This window comes from Bacillus sp. FAU18 (assembly GCF_056033885.1).
Window position 1 is genome coordinate 1,529,090 of sequence record NZ_JBVYHZ010000003.1, and the last position, 15,858, is coordinate 1,544,947.

Below are 15,858 nucleotides of genomic sequence, written 5' to 3' on the forward strand. Positions count from 1 at the left end.
CGAAATCGTAACATCTTTCTGATAATTAATCAATCCGGGGCGGAGAAATTTCTTAATATCTACAAAAATTAAAATTTTCTTTTACCGATATATTTTGCGATGGCTGCAAGAGACGAGCGTGCGCGCCCTCGAGGAAGCGTGTTTAATTTCTGAAAAGCTTTCTGCAGATACATTTCGCTTACTGCCATAGATGCTTCAATCGCATCTGTTTTTTTGATTTCTTCAATGATTGGTTCAAGCTGTTCCTGCGTTGTCTCACTGTTAATCAATTTAAGCTGGTTTTTTAATGCAGGATTTTTCAGGGCATACAGCACTGGCAATGTGACGTTTCCTTGAAGCAAATCTCCTCCAACGGGTTTACCCAGCTCTTCTTCAGTTGAAGTAAAATCAAGAATATCATCAATAATCTGATAAGACATGCCGACGTAATACCCAAACCAGTACAATGCCTTATGAATCTTCTCATCAGCCCCAGACGCAATAGCACCGAGCTGGCAGCTGACCGCGATCAAGAGAGCCGTTTTTCTTTTGATACGGCGGAGATACGTTCTGAGGTTTTGTTCCATGTTGTATTTGTCTTTGATCTGCTCAATTTCCCCTAGACAAACTTCAACGATCGTCTGTGACAAAATCCTATGGGCTTTCGGTTCGTTAATTCTCGTCATCATTTCAAGAGATCCCGCAAGCATATAATCGCCTGTGTACATCGCAATACGATTGTCCCACTTTGCTTTGATTGTCGGTTTCCCTCGGCGAAGCTCCGCATCATCAATAACATCATCATGAACCAAAGATGCCATGTGAATCATTTCCAGAGTGACGGCGACATATTTAATCTTATTAATATCGTAATCGCCAAACATGCCGGAAAGCAGTACGAAAACAGGCCGAATACGTTTCCCTCCGGCCTGCAGCAAGTGAAGACCTGCCTCGCTTAAAAGCGGGTAATCGGAACGTACGGTTTGTTCAAGTTCTCTCTCGATTACATCAATATCGTCATTTAAAAAAGAGTAGGCCATTTTAAATTTCATATCATTCACCCAAACATCTGTGTTTTCATTTCCATCCGATATGCGTGGCAGCGACTCCGCCAGTAAACGAATGATATTTAACATTTTTCAGGCCCGCCTCTTCAAACAGGCCTGCCAGTTCCTTCATTCCAGGGAAGTCTCTGGCTGATTCTTGAAGCCAAGAATATTCTTTATAGCTCTTCGCAAACAGTTTCCCGAAAAACGGCATAATGTACTTAAAGTACATAAAGTAAGCCTGTCTGAATCCGAACATTTCCGGCTGGGACGTTTCCAGACATACCACCTGCCCGCCCGGCTTCACTACACGTCTCATCTCTTTCAGTACAGTCAAGTAATCAGGGACATTGCGGAGTCCGAAGCCAATGGTGACATAATCAAATGTATCATCATCAAAAGGAAGCTCCATCGCATTTCCGTGCAGCAGTTCAATTTGGCTGAATCCGCCGTCTTTTACTTTCTGCTCGCCGACACTCAGCATATTTTCACTGAAATCCAAGCCCTTGATCTCGCCGCTTTTGCCGGCCGCTTTTGCAAGAGCGATCGTCCAGTCAGCCGTTCCGCAGCAGACATCAAGTGCTTTTGCGCCTTCTTTTACATTCATGATGCGCATCGTTTTGTCGCGCCATTTTTTATGCTGCTGAAAACTGATGACAGAGTTCATTTGGTCATAGTTTTTATATATTTTTTCAAATACTCCGTGTACGCGCTGTTCTTTTGAGTCCTGCATAATGGTTTACCCTTCTTCCACTTTCTGATGATAGGTTTGATCTTGGCTGATTGTCTTCAGACGGTTTATTAAAATGTTCTGAATAGGTGAATTTAGAGGCAGAAGTGACTCAATGCTGTTTTTCGCTTTTTTAAAACAATCTTCTAATATCTCTTCTTTTGTTTTTCCCAGCTGTATAAAACTGCCGATCACATCCAGAAATGCATCATTTCCGTTCATAAGCCGCTTAAATACAAAAAAATCACTCGACAGCTTTTTCCAGCGCGGGAGGTTGAAGTGTTCCGCCACACGATGGAATAAAGCTGATTCAACGATGCCGACACTTTCGAAAAAATCGTTTTCGTCCTTGAAAGAACGGTCATATAGACGAATTTTATGTTCGTTGATTTCTTTAATGGCTGTAGCAAGCGTCCGAATCATGTAGATATCCTTCATTTCAGATAGTAAAGAGTAGTACAGCCCGCTGAAATAATCGCCCGCGAGAACAGTCAATTGGCGGTTTTTGTTTTCGTCTCGTTTTATGACTCTAGCTGTCGTCACTTCATCATGGGTATCAAGGGCGCTTTGTACAAGCATCGCTGTTACAATATAATTTTCTCTGTCGTTGTTTTTTATGGCAGCTTCTTCAAATAAAGCATGAAAAAGAAGAAGCTTATCCTCATCAATTTTCGGCGCAGAAATATGCTTCGCTAAATAAGGATGAGACAGCTTTTGTTTTAATTTCGTGTTCAGATTGGCTAAAGTTCCGTAGATGTCTTGCAAAAATATCACCCTTGTCCCCAAATTCACATTTATTTCTTAATCTATGTATGAGTTTTATCTTTTCATTCGCTTACGCAGGTATCATTATAGCATAAAAAAAAGAAATTGGCTGTATCCTCCCGCTGTTTGCGAGCATTTGCTTTTAACAGCGGGGACAGCCAGCTTATTTTTTTTCGCTTTTCATTTCTCCGTACGCGGTTTGAATCAGTGCCTCTCCTCTGACTTTAATGGCAGAAGTATGCTCTGTAAACTGAGCGATGATCACTTCTCCCTTGTCGAGTTTTTCGGAATGGTGAAACTTTGTGTCTGTTCCTCTTGTCAGGCCGATCACATTCACTCCGTCCTCAACGGCTTTAATGACGACAAAATCACTTGAATGCTTTTGGTTCATTTATAGCACCCTCTATCTTTATTAGTCCTGGCGTTTAATATGTTCCAATACTTCTGCACGGGCAGCGGCATCATCTTTAAAAACGCCTCTGACTGCTGAAGTCACAGTTTTCGCACCCGGTTTTCTTACACCGCGCATCGTCATGCACATGTGTTCCGCTTCAACCACTACCATTACGCCATGCGGATCAAGCGTTTCTACGATGCTTTCTGCAATTGTAGAAGTGATGCGTTCCTGAAGCTGCGGGCGCTTTGCAACGGCTTCAACGGCACGTGCCAGTTTGCTGAGTCCTGTGACCTTTCCGCCTCGCGGGATATATGCAACATGTGCTTTTCCATAAAAGGGAACAAGGTGATGCTCACACATAGAATGAAACGCGATATCTTTTACAAGAACAAGCTCCTCATGGTTTTCACCGAAGATAGTCTGGAAATGTTCTTTTGGATCTTCATTCAAGCCGGAGAATACTTCGGCATACATCTTTGCGACTCTTTTCGGAGTATCAAGAAGCCCTTCTCTATTCGGGTCTTCTCCGATCGCTTCTAAAATTTGACGAACAGCTTGTTCGATTTGCTCTTTATTAACTTCTTTCATGTTCTATGTCCTCCACCAATGAATACATTTAATTTCGATTCTAGCACATATGCCCCGCTAAAAGCAAAGTGAATGCCCTGTCAGGAAGCCCATGCTCTTGAAATATGAAAAGCCCCTTAGAAAGGGGCTTTTCTGTGAAGAAATAAAGTGTATGTAAGCTAGATGCATACACGATCTATATTCACAATTATTTTCCGGCAACTGCGTCTTTAAGCGCTTTACCTGGTTTGAAAGCAGGTACTTTGCTTGCTGGAATTTCGATTTCTTCACCTGTTTGAGGGTTGCGTCCTTTACGTGCAGAACGTTCACGCACCTCGAAGTTACCAAAACCGATCAGTTGGATTTTATCACCGTTTTTAAGTGCATCTAAGATCGTATCAAAAACAGAGTCAACTGCTTTTGTAGCGTCTTTTTTAGACAATTCGCTTGCTTCTGCAACCGCATTGATAAGTTCTGTTTTGTTCATGCCTTTCACCTCCTCCCAAAAGGATACATTCAGTTCGTTTATTATCATTTCTTCACAGTTCAGTCTGATTCTAAACCTGTCTCAGAAAAAAATGAGAGCAAGTAAGAGAAAGACAATTAAACGGCTTTTTAAGAAAAACTGCACTCTGAGGAATGTTTGTCCAACAAAGTGAAGAATTTCTGTATGTAGAGTAACACATATAAAAAGCCATATCAAGCATTTTAAAGCGTCAATCCCTTGCTCGTCAAGGATTTAAGGTGATTTACCGAACAAATATTCCTTTTTTTCCTTTTTTCATCCTATTCCTTGATCCTTTTCCATTATTAAGAGCAAAGAAAAAAGACCTCCTATTCTATAAAGAGGTCTACCGGTATTACAGGATGATGGCGATTAAGCCGCCAGAGCCTTCGTTTATGATTCTTTCTAATGTTTCTTTTAATTTATACCGTGCGTTTTCAGGCATTAATGACAGCTTTGCCTGAATCCCTTCTCTCACAATTGAGCTCAACGACCTTCCGAAAATATCGGAATTCCAGATGGAGAGCGGATCATCCTCAAAGTCCTGCATTAAATAGCGTACAAGCTCTTCACTTTGTTTTTCCGTTCCGATAATCGGGGCGAATTCGCTTTCGACATCGACTTTGATCATATGGATCGACGGAGCGACAGCTTTCAGCCTTACACCGAATCGCGAGCCCTGCCTTATAATTTCCGGCTCATCGAGACTCATATCAGCTAAAGCAGGAGCTGCAATGCCGTATCCCGTCTGTTTGACCATTTTTAAGGCATCAGACACTTGATCATATTCTGTTTTCGCATGGGCAAAGTCTTGCATGAGCTCAAGCAGATGGTCTCTTCCTCTGATTTCGACGCCCACAACTTCTTTTAGGATTTGATCATATAGATGATCCGGCGCGTACAAATCAATTTCTGCCACCCCTTGGCCCAGCTCAATTCCGGCTAATCCGGCACTTTCAATGAATTCAAACTCGCTGAATTGGCCGACAACCCTGTCTACGTCCCGGAGCCGTTTAATATCCTTAACCGTTTCCTTCACGGACTCCTGATAGCTTTCACGCAGCCAATGGTTTTCTTTCAGCACCATTACCCAGCTTGGGAGATTGACATTCACTTCAAGCACCGGAAACTCGTAGAGGGCCTCTCTGAGCACATTCAGCACATCTGATTCCCGCATGCTCTCTACACTCATTGCCAATACCGGGATATCATATTTTTCGCTTAAATCCTGGCGCATGGCTTCCGTTTCCGGGTGATACGGCCTGACTGAGTTGATGACCATAATAAAAGGTTTGCCAACCTCTTTCAGCTCTTCAATGACTCTTTCTTCAGCCTCTATATAGTCACTTCTGGCGATATCTCCAATGGTGCCGTCTGTCGTAATGACAACTCCGATGGTCGAGTGTTCTTGAATGACTTTTCGAGTGCCGATTTCAGCAGCCTCATGAAATGGGATCGGTTCTTCGTACCAAGGCGTATTGATCATCCGCGGCCCGTTTTCATCTTCATATCCTTTAGCGCCGGGCACTGTGTAACCTACACAATCTACTAATCTTATATTCACATCGAGTCCGTCTGACACATGAACAGACATCGCCTGATTCGGAACAAATTTAGGCTCTGTAGTCATAATGGTTTTGCCGGCTGCGCTCTGCGGCAGTTCATCCTGCGCTCGGGCCCGGTCTGCTTCGTTACTGATATTCGGGAGCACCACAAGCTCCATAAATTTTTTAATGAACGTGGATTTTCCTGTACGGACAGCACCTACGACTCCTAAGTATATATCGCCTCCTGTTCGTTCAGCGATATCCTTGAAAATATCGACCTTTTCCAAGTGATCCCCTCCCGGACTTCCTATCCTTTTCAATTTTATTAAGCTCTTTCAATCAAACACAGGACACTATATGTGTATGACGTTGTCCTATTTGAATATGACATCTTTAGAAAATTTCTCATCCTCAATCTATTAATATAAAAAAACCTTTCTCCCTATTTGTATGCAAGGGAGAAAGGTTCATTCCTTTTTCATATCATTTTCTAAAAAAACAGGTTCCTGTTTGTCATTTACCGTATATGTTACAGAAAACGCGGGGACAAAGGGGGTTTCCTGCCAAATCATATCCTGGATTTCAGTCCCGGGTTTAAACGTTTTCTTGCTTTTTTTGAGGCAAGAAGCCAGCTCAGTCCGGTAATCGGCATATATTTCTCCGTCTCCGTCAATCATAAGCGGCAAGGAATTCCCTGAGATTGGGCTTGTCACTGTAAGAGAGCTTCCATCCCCAAGCTTCTTCTCATCGAGTGTAAATAAATCACGAGATAGCACATCCTTGTAAGGCGGATATTGATGCTCCTGACGATACATTTGGATGCGCAATTTCACATCGCGAATTTTTTCTGCCATCTTTAAATCAATTAATTTAACAGTCGGATCGTTCTCTACGTCAACAAGCACGTATTGATAGTCTCCCCCGCTTTCAAATGCCGTACTTGGAGGTTCAGCTATGTATCTTGGCGCTAACCGGTTAAAGTCTATCGGATATTTTTGATATAGCGGTGTCGACATATCTTTGGTTTGAATGGGAAGCAGCCCTCCATTTGCCTTTTGAAATTCATCAACAGCAGATTGAACCTGCTTTAGCTGGTCTTGATAAGGAATGGCATGCACACTGCTTTTCCGTTCATTTGGATATAAACATCCGGATAAAAACACGACTGCCGCAAAAATGATTGCGCACTTCAGTTTACCCATACAGCACTTCCTTTTACAGCTTTATTCATTGACAGGGCCGCTAAAAACCACGACAAACACAATAATTCCAGATATGAGCATACACATGTATGCGAATGATGAAATCGCAATCTTCAAAAAACGGTTTTGGCACTTAAAGCGGCTTAAATAGATGGAAGCTACAGCCAGAAACATCAGACCCATGGACCCTAGAGCAAACCACATTTTCATCAATGCCAGATTCAATGACGTGCGCCTCCCCGATATGTATGATGTAAGCGTTATATTATATTTTAATATACAGCGCCGGAAAAGATCAACCAGATTTTCCATCCTTTGATAGAACAAAAAAAACTGAAGCAAAGAGGGGGACCTTCACTTCAGTCAAATTGACTATATTCACCTGCACGTTTAAGAAACACTCTCTTGGACTTCGATGCTATAGTATGCGACATGGCATACAGATGCATCCTCTATTGCCTAAATCGGCAAAATGTTTCAGGAGATCCCAAGACTTGGGTGTTCTTCTGTTTTTCGGGCTTTCGTTCAATTAAGATATGCGTTTCACCATACGATTGACACTTTTACTTCACTTGATTTTCAAACGTATTTACCAAATCCTCCATCTCGTGGGTTTTCCCTCTCGCCATTAAAGATTCAACAGCGGTTTCCACTTTTTGTCCGTTGAATAGGACCTGATGGAGAGCTTCTGTAATCGGCATTTTAACATCATATTTCTTCGAAAGCTGGTAAGCCGCTTTCGTCGTGCGGACGCCTTCAACTACCATTCCCATCTCTTCAAGAACATCTTCAAGCTTGTACCCTTTTCCGAGCAAATTGCCCGCACGCCAGTTTCTGGAATGAACACTTGTGCACGTCACAATCAGATCGCCTACTCCTGTCAATCCAGAGAACGTCAAGGGATTTCCGCCCATTTTCGTTCCGAGTCTCGCGATTTCGGCAAGTCCGCGTGTAATCAAAGCAGCTTTGGCATTGTCGCCGTACCCTAAACCATCTGTAATTCCTGCAGCAAGGGCAATAATATTCTTTAAAGCCCCTCCGATTTCAACTCCGATAATGTCAGGATTTGTGTACACCCGAAAATTGTGATTAATAAATAGATCCTGCACCTCTTCTGCTGCCCTCATGCTCTTTGAAGATGCAGTAACAGTTGTGGGGTGCCGCAGCCCTACTTCTTCCGCATGACTCGGGCCGGAAAGGACAACGATATCTTTTCTGACATCACTCGGGAGCTCAATTTCCATAATTTCAGAAATGCGCAGAAGTGAATCTGGCTCGATACCCTTGCTGACATGAACAAAGACTGCCTTTTTCGTTATAAAAGGGACAGCCTGTCTCAGCACTTCACGAATTGCTTTTGTTGGAACAGCAACGATAATGAAATCCGCGTCTGAAACAGCTGTCTTCATATCCGTTGTTGCCTCAATAGATTCTGGAAGCTTGACGTTCGGCAAATAATCTTTATTTTCATGCTGATCATTGATTTGATGGATCAGATCTGCACGGTGCCCCCACATGGTTACATCGTGATGATTATCAGCTAACACTAAAGCCAGTGCTGTTCCCCAGCTCCCTGCTCCGAGCATTGTGACTTTTTTCATATTTGCTTCACACCTTTTTATTTTCTAGCTCTTGCAAATATTTTGATTGGTGTCCCCTCAAAACCGAACGCGTCTCTGATTCGGTTTTCTAAAAACCGTTCGTATGAAAAATGCATCAATTCCGGATCGTTTACAAACACAACGAAGCTTGGCGGCTTTACCGACACTTGAGTCGCATAGTAAATCTTCAAACGAGAACCGTTATGAGTCGGTGTCGGGTTCATTGCCACAGCATCCATGATGACATCATTTAAGATGTTCGTTTGAACTCGAAGTGAATGATTTTCACTTGCTTTGATAATCGCAGGCATCAGCGTATGGATCCGTTTTTTCGTTAAGGCAGACATAAATAGGATTGGTGCATAATCCAGAAATTGAAAATGATCGCGAATATTTTCTTCAAATTCTTTCATCGTGCTCTCATCTTTGTCAACAGCATCCCATTTGTTTACGACGATGACGACGGCCTTGCCCGCTTCGTGTGCATAACCGGCGATACGCTTGTCCTGTTCAATAATGCCTTCTTCGCCATCCAGCACAACCGCCACGACTTCTGAGCGGTCAATCGCTTTCAGCGCCCGCAGTACACTATACTTCTCAGTCGTTTCATAGACTTTCCCTTTTTTTCGCATACCTGCAGTATCGACAATGACAAACTCCTGCTGGTTGTAAGTAAATGACGTATCAACAGCATCTCTTGTCGTTCCAGCCACGTTGCTGACAATAACGCGTTCTTCGCCGAGCATTGCGTTCACAAGTGAAGACTTTCCGACATTCGGACGTCCGATCAGACAGAATTGAACAACTTCCTCATTGTATTTCGTTTCTGGAATGTTTTTAAAATGCTCTGCAACGGCATCCAGTAAATCACCCAGTCCGAGTCCGTGTGTTCCCGAAATTGGATACGGCTCGCCAAAGCCTAGCGAATAAAAATCATAAATATTCGCTCTCATTTCTGTGTTATCCAGTTTATTAACCGCTAAAACAACAGGCTTTTTTGTGCGGTATAAAATTTTCGCCACTTCTTCATCAGCAGCTGTCACGCCTTCACGGCCGTTCACCATAAAAATAATCACGTCCGCTTCATCCATGGCGATTTCAGCCTGCTGGCGAATCTGCGCTAAGAACGGCTCATCACCGATATCAATACCGCCCGTATCAATCAAATTAAAATCATAATTCAGCCATTCAGCCGAGCTGTATATCCGATCCCTTGTCACGCCAGGGGTATCTTCTACTATTGAAATTCTTTCTCCCGCAATCCGGTTAAAGATTGTGGATTTTCCTACATTTGGTCTCCCGACAATGGCTACGACAGGTTTACCCATAGTACCCTTCCTTTCAATCCAGCCGCTTTCATTTTTACATAAATTTTCAACCGGTTATTAAAATCATTTCATTCACTTTTATGAAAAGAAACCCTTCAGAGGAAGGGCTTAACTCATTTATTATATCAGTTTTTACTGGGATCACAACTATTCTTAAAAATGTTTCACGATCAAATACACGTCATCTCCGATTCTGTGAGCTATTCCATCAAGGATCGCCTCAAGATTTTTAGCGAAAAGCTCCATCTCCTTTTGGTCATTGCAAAAAAAGACAGGTGCTCCCCCTGCAACCCGGTTTCGATTTGTCGTGATTACAGACAAAATCACTTTCGTAAGAGATTCACTCATCCTATCACCTTATCCTGATTTTTGATAAATTCAGTCGGCATTCTAATCGCATTTTCCAGGGTTGGAACATTGCTAATAATTTGAACAGCCGTTTCGGGATGGTGAATTTGCGGGAGAACAAATACTGCCACTCTTCCATCATTTAAATCCCGTTTTGCAATTGGTGTCAAAGATGGCTCTCCTGAATCCCGATAAACCCCGAGCACATTGGAAACATCAAATAAAATGGCCTGACGCTGCCCTAAATTTGCTATCGTCGCTGCTGAATTAAAGTTTTTTGGCGTTAAAATAAAGCCCATGCCATGCTTTAAAATCAGTTCCTGTTTCTCTGGAAGCCCGATATTCATCATATAAATATTATCAACAAACAGTCCCGGACCGTCAAAGCGCGGCTTTATGTACTCGATGTCTACAATATCCTTCAACACACTGCCCGACATAAATTTCATGGCCAGTAAAAAACAAACGACAGCCGCTATGACAGCAGCCCAGATGGATAAAAACACATACGCAGAGGTTGTCAAAAGCGCTGTAAAGATCACAATATAATTTCTGCTTTCAAACGCAATGGCAATCCCCTCAATATATGTGCTTCCTCTTGAGACAAGCTCATACGAATCCATTTGCGTCAATGTGTTCCGCTCCATGTTTCGGACATCTCTAAATTGCGTCGCTGCCAATGTTAAAAATGTGATGGCCGTAAATTCCTCCTGCAAAAGCGCCGGCATAATAATTGCACCTAAACCAGCCGCTATCAACCCCAGTGCGATGTGAATCACTTTCCCATGAACATAGGTCGGATACTGGCGGTAATCCGTTTTCAGCATATAAAGCCTTGTCGCAATTCCGGCAATGACCCCAGCAATAATCGGATAGATGTAATCACTCATGACATTTTGGTAGCTCCTTTGTTTGATCTTTTGCTTTTCTGACCAATCTGGCTTGCGAGGTGTTCGTATTTAGATATGCCAAACAGCAATATCATCCCCGCAGAACACGCATTCAGCCATTGAAAGCCGCCGACAGCCATAGCCCCGGCCAACTTCTGGATCACAAATGAATACACCAGTTCGCCTTGGCACATCCCTAGGACAAATAAGACAAGCTGCTTCTCAAAATTCCTTTCAACAGAAGCTGTTAAAAGCACTATTAATATAACAGCAGCCCACTCAGGTTTTATGATGAACCAAACAGGGTCATATAATGCAAAAAGATAAACAAACGCATACGCGGCAACAAGCGTCAGATAGACCATGATGTAACGAAAACGATACATTCCCAAATACGCGGCATAGACACATCCGCAAACGAAAAACATCATATATGCAGCATTCAGGGAAAAATATAAAACGATGTCATGTATGCTTAGAATAATATTAGTTAAAATAAAGACAGAGACGGCAATTCGTCTTTTCGTCTTTTCAAAAATAAATGTTGTCAAAACCCAAAGAAACCACATTGACCAATAGTAATAAAATTGTTCCATTTTACTTCCTCCATATTCCCAGTATGGAGTTCAAGCACATTTTTTAAACAATCGATCTCACATTAAGGAGTATGATCATGGGAAAAGACAGGCAAGAGAAAAAACTCAAAGCTTCAGGCAGAGTCGAATCAGACCGCGACCAGTCCATTCACTATGACGGAGCGACAAGCCTTGAACAAAACGGAAGATTCAAAAAGCGAAAATCATAATACAAAAAGCCCAAACCACATATGGTTTTGGGCTTTTATCATTTATCGCACACTATAGCTTGATGTATTGACCCCTCTCTCTGTGAGCCAATGATGGGTTTCACCTTTGATCACAAGGGGCGCCTTTTGTAAATCGGCAATCGTTCTGGCACCCAGCACGGTCATAATCATCTTTAATTCCTCAAGGATCAGCTGAATCTCCTCAAGCAGTCCTTCCTCACCACTGTCAGTCAGCGCTTTTAAAAAATGCCCTGCCATTCCGGTGCAAGAGGCCCCAAGCGCAATTGCCTTTGCCACGTCAAGTGCATCTTGCAGACCGCCAGAGGCGATCATGGTGCTTGCAGGAAACTCAGAGCGGATTTCCGCCAAACTTGCAGCTGTCGAAATGCCCCACGAGTTAAAAAAGGAGATTTGCCGCTGTCTTCGGAGATTTTCGATTTTCGAGAAATTTGTTCCCCCGTAACCGCCAATGTCAACAGCTGCAGCACCAGCTTCATACAGCTTTCCTGCTGATTCTTTGCTCATACCGAATCCGACTTCTTTCACAATGACTGGTACACTGACCCGGCTGCAAATTTGTTCAATACGTTCCAGTGCGCCGCTAAAGCTTCTGTCTCCTTCAGGCATCACAATTTCCTGAATCACATTGAGGTGGATCTGCAGTGCGTTTGCTCCAATCATCTCAACGGCTTCCTTTGCCTGAGCAGCCGTTGCCTCGCTTCCCAGGTTGGCAAAAATCAGCCCGTTTGGGTTTTCCTTTCGAACAATTTCATAGGAAAGACGCTCTGATGGATCTTTTAATGCTGACATTTGCGATCCCACAGCAAGGGGAATTCCAGCCTGAGAAGCCGCTCGCGCAAGCGATTTATTAATCTCATATGTAAGTTTTCCGCCGCCGCCAGTCATTGCATTGATAAAAATCGGCGAACTGCTTGAAAGTTCGCCGATTTTTGTGGAAATATCTACTTGTTCTAATGCAAGATCGGGCAGACTGACGTGAACAAACGTAATATCATCAAGACCTGTTTCCCGCTTCTGGCCGGTGGACAAGGCATGATTGATGTGTTGTCTTTTTCGTTCTGCTCGAGTCACGTTTATCACCAATTATTTTAGTTTATTCAGCTTATCTCCGATCAGATCTCCAAGCTGGAAGCCAGTGCTTGTTTCTTCCTTCGCTTGATATTGACGGTAATCTTCCTGATCAGCTTTAGGCGTTTCTTCAAGTTCACGCATGCTTAATGAAATGCGCTCCTCATTTTCATTCACATCAAGAACCTTCACTTTTACAGTCTGTCCTTCTTCAAGGACTTCATGCGGCGTGCCGATGTGTTTATTGGAAATTTGAGAAATATGAACGAGACCTTCAACACCTGGAAGGATTTCAACAAAGGCACCGAAGCTTACAAGACGCTGTACAGTTCCTTCAAGCACATCGCCAGGCTTCACTTTTTCGCCGATTTGGCTCCAAGGTCCAGGCAGTGTATCTTTGATTGATAAAGAAATACGTTCATTGTCACGGTCAACCGATAACACTTTCACTTTTACTTCTTGTCCCTCTTCAACAACGTCAGACGGCTTCTCTACATGAGAGTGGGAAAGCTGTGAAATGTGTACAAGTCCGTCGATGCCTCCAATATCAACAAACGCGCCAAAGTCAGTCAGGCGCTGTACTTTGCCATCAAGTACACTTCCAACTTCAAGAGACTGAAGAAATTCTTGTTTTTTATTCGCTTGTTCACTTTCAACAACAGCACGGTGTGAAAGGATCACGCGGTTTTTATCACGGTCAAGCTCTACAACGAGCAGTGACAGTGTTTTTCCTTTATAGTCAGTGAAGTCTTCAACGAAATGTGCTTCAACAAGTGATGCCGGAATAAAACCGCGAACGCCGATATCAACGACAAGGCCGCCTTTCACGACATCTTTCACTTCAGCTTCAAACACTTCTTTTGTTTCAAATTTTTTCTCAAGGTCTTCCCAAGCGCGGTCTGCATCAACAGCACGTTTAGATAAAATCAAAGCATCGTCTTCCACTTTTGTTACTTTCAGGTCAAGCTCGTCGTCTACTTTAACAACATCCGATGCTTTCTCTACATGAAGACTTGATAATTCACTGATTGGAATAATACCGGATTGTTTGACATTGATAATTTCTACATCTACATGTTTGTCTTCTACCTTTGTCACAATCCCTTTAACTACATCTCCAACCTCTGGCACTTGAACATCAATTTGATTCATTTCCTCTGTCATTTGAATAACCTCCTTGGTCCAAACCTACACAGCTTAATTAAAACGGTTTGAAAGCTGAACATATAACATGCCCGCTTTTAGCCGAATATGTATTAAAGAATCATCCAAAAAAGTTTTTTGAATGATCAATAAAAAGTTTTATTAGTATTAACTTCTAATAAAAGGACAGGTTTGTCAAGCAATAACATTCTATCTTCGTTGAAAAATTCAAAAAAAGTGGCATTTGACATCCTCAGCGGGACTTTTGCTCCACAGCCTCGAGGATTTTATCAGCTACCTCTTGAATGGAAAGCGATGTCGTGTCGATTTCAAGAGCATCTTCTGCTTTACGCAGCGGAGATACTTCACGCTCTGAATCAAGCTTGTCTCTTCTTGCAATTTCCTCAATTAATGTTTCGTAGTTGACATCAAAGCCTTTTTTCACATTTTCTTCATAACGGCGTTTCGCTCTCTCTTCAACAGATGCCAAAAGAAAGATCTTTACTTCTGCATTTGGCAGCACATGCGTCCCGATGTCACGACCATCCATGACGACGCCGCCTTTTTCCCCAAGCTGCTGCTGGCGTTTCACCATTTCTTCTCTGACACTTCTATGCTTGGCCGCAATTGAAACTTGGTTGCTGACTTCATCTGTTCTGATCGCCTCAGTTACATCGGTGCCGTTTACAAGCACTTTTTGTCCATCTTTTGTTGTAATCAGCTCAATGTCTGTCCGCTTTAGCAGCTCAGCCAGTTTTTCTTCATTTGTAAGCTCAACGTTTTCCTGTAAAGCCGCGTACGTTATCGCCCGATACATTGCTCCTGTATCAATATATATGTACGATTTTTTCTCAGCCACAATTTTGGCAACGGTGCTTTTCCCCGCAGCTGCCGGGCCGTCAATTGCAATCGATAATTTCTTTTCCATAATTCCTCTCCTTGCTCTTTTCTCCTCTATGGATTGTATCACGAACTTTATGAAAAAGGGTGAAAAATTGATGAATAATTAATGTTTGAAGGTTTCAATCCTATTGTTTTCCTCCATTTTATCCACCCCTTCATATTGAATCACTTTTGATACGTATGGTTCAATATGCTGATAGTGAAAGAGAAATTGGACACCAAGTAAAATGATGGCCTGAATGAACAATAATTTGATCAGCAGCCGTTCAAATGTTTTCATTGGAGCACCTCCATTACAAATAGTATGGAAGTGTTTGCCGATGTTTATTCCATTCGGGCCTTTCTTCTCTTATTTAACTGGCGCCGGATGCAGTATTGAAGCAAAGCCTGCTGGTCACCTGCTGCAATTTCTGAATACTCTAAAGTCATTTTGCGTTTTCCTGACTTGGGGTCATCAAAGATTCGTCTGACAACTGCTTCTGTTTCTATTTGACGTGTGTGCTCCTCTTCAGGAAGACGGATGATCAGGCGCAATGATTCCCCCGATTGAAAAGAAAGGCCATTAGCTAAAACCACGGCGATGCCGCCTGCACTGATGTTATAGGATAGTGTGCGGAACTCTTCTTCATTTCCCGGCTGAATTTGCACATCTAATACCGCATCAGTTCTTACATATTGGCGGCGCTGGATTCTTTTCATTTTTTCACGGGGAGGCACTTCAAGACAGATCATTTGAAGTTTGTCCTTCACTTTACCTTTTATACGACTTGTAAAGCGATAAGGAACTTCGTCTTTTCCCACAAACTCTACCGTTACTTCCATATCGTTATGTAAAATCACAGTTCGCCCTGTAACTACATCAACAGGATACGCGATCAAAAGTTCATTGTTTTCGATGCTGACCGCCTTGCTTTTTGCCTTTTTCAATTCATTTTCTTCTATATATTCTAAAAGTACATTTTCTCCAATCTCTATCATTGACTTCACTCTTTCGCATTCAATATACTCACGTT

Annotated in this window: 20 protein-coding genes; 1 reads left to right on the top strand and 19 read right to left on the bottom strand. The window is 42.6% G+C overall.

Features of this window, described 5'->3' with window-relative positions:
• Positions 1-68 precede the first annotated feature (68 nt).
• The 14 genes from hepT to AC0OMU_RS08015 all read right to left on the bottom strand — a co-directional run bounded on the left by hepT (position 69) and on the right by AC0OMU_RS08015 (position 11,501).
• Positions 69-1,031: a heptaprenyl diphosphate synthase component II gene (gene hepT, locus AC0OMU_RS07950; protein WP_003246013.1), complete on the bottom strand. Its 963-nt coding sequence runs from the start codon at positions 1,029-1,031 to the stop codon at positions 69-71.
• 25 nt (positions 1,032-1,056) lie between these two features.
• On the bottom strand, positions 1,057-1,758 hold the full coding sequence (menG, locus tag AC0OMU_RS07955) for a demethylmenaquinone methyltransferase (RefSeq protein WP_003230580.1): 702 nt from the start codon (positions 1,756-1,758) through the stop codon (positions 1,057-1,059).
• 6 nt (positions 1,759-1,764) lie between these two features.
• Positions 1,765-2,520, bottom strand: coding sequence for a heptaprenyl diphosphate synthase component 1 (gene hepS / locus AC0OMU_RS07960; RefSeq protein ID WP_015483384.1), 756 nt, complete (start codon positions 2,518-2,520; stop codon positions 1,765-1,767).
• 163 nt (positions 2,521-2,683) lie between these two features.
• Positions 2,684-2,911, bottom strand: coding sequence for a trp RNA-binding attenuation protein MtrB (gene mtrB / locus AC0OMU_RS07965; RefSeq protein WP_003230576.1), 228 nt, complete (start codon positions 2,909-2,911; stop codon positions 2,684-2,686).
• Positions 2,912-2,932: 21 nt separating this feature from the next.
• A complete protein-coding gene (folE, locus tag AC0OMU_RS07970; RefSeq protein ID WP_003225516.1) occupies positions 2,933-3,505 on the bottom strand; it encodes a GTP cyclohydrolase I FolE in 573 nt (190 codons plus the stop codon).
• A 187-nt stretch (positions 3,506-3,692) separates the two neighbouring features.
• Positions 3,693-3,971, bottom strand: coding sequence for a non-specific DNA-binding protein Hbs (hbs, locus tag AC0OMU_RS07975; protein ID WP_003153447.1), 279 nt, complete (start codon positions 3,969-3,971; stop codon positions 3,693-3,695).
• Between the two features lie 373 nt (positions 3,972-4,344).
• Positions 4,345-5,823, bottom strand: a complete 1,479-nt coding sequence (gene spoIVA, locus AC0OMU_RS07980) for a stage IV sporulation protein A (protein ID WP_014480131.1) — start codon at positions 5,821-5,823, stop codon at positions 4,345-4,347.
• A gap of 180 nt (positions 5,824-6,003) precedes the next feature.
• The gene (locus AC0OMU_RS07985; protein WP_063335237.1) at positions 6,004-6,738 is read right to left on the bottom strand and encodes a hypothetical protein; all 735 of its coding nucleotides are present in this window, start codon (positions 6,736-6,738) and stop codon (positions 6,004-6,006) included.
• A 21-nt stretch (positions 6,739-6,759) separates the two neighbouring features.
• Positions 6,760-6,963: a DUF2768 domain-containing protein gene (locus AC0OMU_RS07990; protein ID WP_004399143.1), complete on the bottom strand. Its 204-nt coding sequence runs from the start codon at positions 6,961-6,963 to the stop codon at positions 6,760-6,762.
• A gap of 338 nt (positions 6,964-7,301) precedes the next feature.
• Positions 7,302-8,339 carry an NAD(P)H-dependent glycerol-3-phosphate dehydrogenase gene (locus AC0OMU_RS07995; protein WP_015251807.1) on the bottom strand — a complete coding sequence of 346 codons (1,038 nt, stop codon included), beginning with the start codon at positions 8,337-8,339 and terminating at the stop codon, positions 7,302-7,304.
• A gap of 17 nt (positions 8,340-8,356) precedes the next feature.
• Positions 8,357-9,667 (bottom strand): ribosome biogenesis GTPase Der, encoded by a 1,311-nt coding sequence (gene der, locus AC0OMU_RS08000; RefSeq protein WP_015383980.1) that lies wholly within the window; start codon positions 9,665-9,667, stop codon positions 8,357-8,359.
• A 153-nt stretch (positions 9,668-9,820) separates the two neighbouring features.
• Positions 9,821-10,015 (bottom strand): capping complex subunit for YIEGIA, encoded by a 195-nt coding sequence (locus AC0OMU_RS08005; protein WP_003230563.1) that lies wholly within the window; start codon positions 10,013-10,015, stop codon positions 9,821-9,823.
• Positions 10,012-10,905 (bottom strand): YIEGIA family protein, encoded by an 894-nt coding sequence (locus tag AC0OMU_RS08010; RefSeq protein ID WP_003230562.1) that lies wholly within the window; start codon positions 10,903-10,905, stop codon positions 10,012-10,014. The genes AC0OMU_RS08005 and AC0OMU_RS08010 overlap by 4 nt, the downstream gene beginning before the upstream one ends.
• Positions 10,902-11,501, bottom strand: coding sequence for a YphA family membrane protein (locus AC0OMU_RS08015; RefSeq protein ID WP_015383981.1), 600 nt, complete (start codon positions 11,499-11,501; stop codon positions 10,902-10,904). The genes AC0OMU_RS08010 and AC0OMU_RS08015 overlap by 4 nt, the downstream gene beginning before the upstream one ends.
• 77 nt (positions 11,502-11,578) lie before the next feature.
• On the opposite strand from AC0OMU_RS08015, the gene AC0OMU_RS08020 reads away from it, so the two are divergent.
• The gene (locus AC0OMU_RS08020) at positions 11,579-11,710 is read left to right on the top strand and encodes a YpzI family protein (RefSeq protein WP_003225499.1); all 132 of its coding nucleotides are present in this window, start codon (positions 11,579-11,581) and stop codon (positions 11,708-11,710) included.
• 42 nt (positions 11,711-11,752) lie between these two features.
• Here AC0OMU_RS08020 and fni read toward each other — a convergent pair whose 3' ends face one another.
• The 5 genes from fni to dgrA all read right to left on the bottom strand — a co-directional run bounded on the left by fni (position 11,753) and on the right by dgrA (position 15,823).
• Complete coding sequence (gene fni, locus AC0OMU_RS08025) at positions 11,753-12,802, bottom strand: type 2 isopentenyl-diphosphate Delta-isomerase (RefSeq protein ID WP_015483385.1); 1,050 nt, start codon at positions 12,800-12,802, stop codon at positions 11,753-11,755.
• A 12-nt stretch (positions 12,803-12,814) separates the two neighbouring features.
• Positions 12,815-13,963, bottom strand: a complete 1,149-nt coding sequence (gene rpsA, locus AC0OMU_RS08030; RefSeq protein ID WP_015383983.1) for a 30S ribosomal protein S1 — start codon at positions 13,961-13,963, stop codon at positions 12,815-12,817.
• Between the two features lie 232 nt (positions 13,964-14,195).
• Complete coding sequence (gene cmk / locus AC0OMU_RS08035) at positions 14,196-14,870, bottom strand: (d)CMP kinase (protein ID WP_015383984.1); 675 nt, start codon at positions 14,868-14,870, stop codon at positions 14,196-14,198.
• Positions 14,871-14,948: 78 nt separating this feature from the next.
• Complete coding sequence (locus tag AC0OMU_RS08040) at positions 14,949-15,125, bottom strand: YpfB family protein (RefSeq protein ID WP_003230553.1); 177 nt, start codon at positions 15,123-15,125, stop codon at positions 14,949-14,951.
• A 44-nt stretch (positions 15,126-15,169) separates the two neighbouring features.
• Positions 15,170-15,823, bottom strand: a complete 654-nt coding sequence (dgrA, locus tag AC0OMU_RS08045; protein WP_063335239.1) for a cyclic di-GMP receptor DgrA — start codon at positions 15,821-15,823, stop codon at positions 15,170-15,172.
• Between the last annotated feature and the right edge of the window lie 35 nt (positions 15,824-15,858).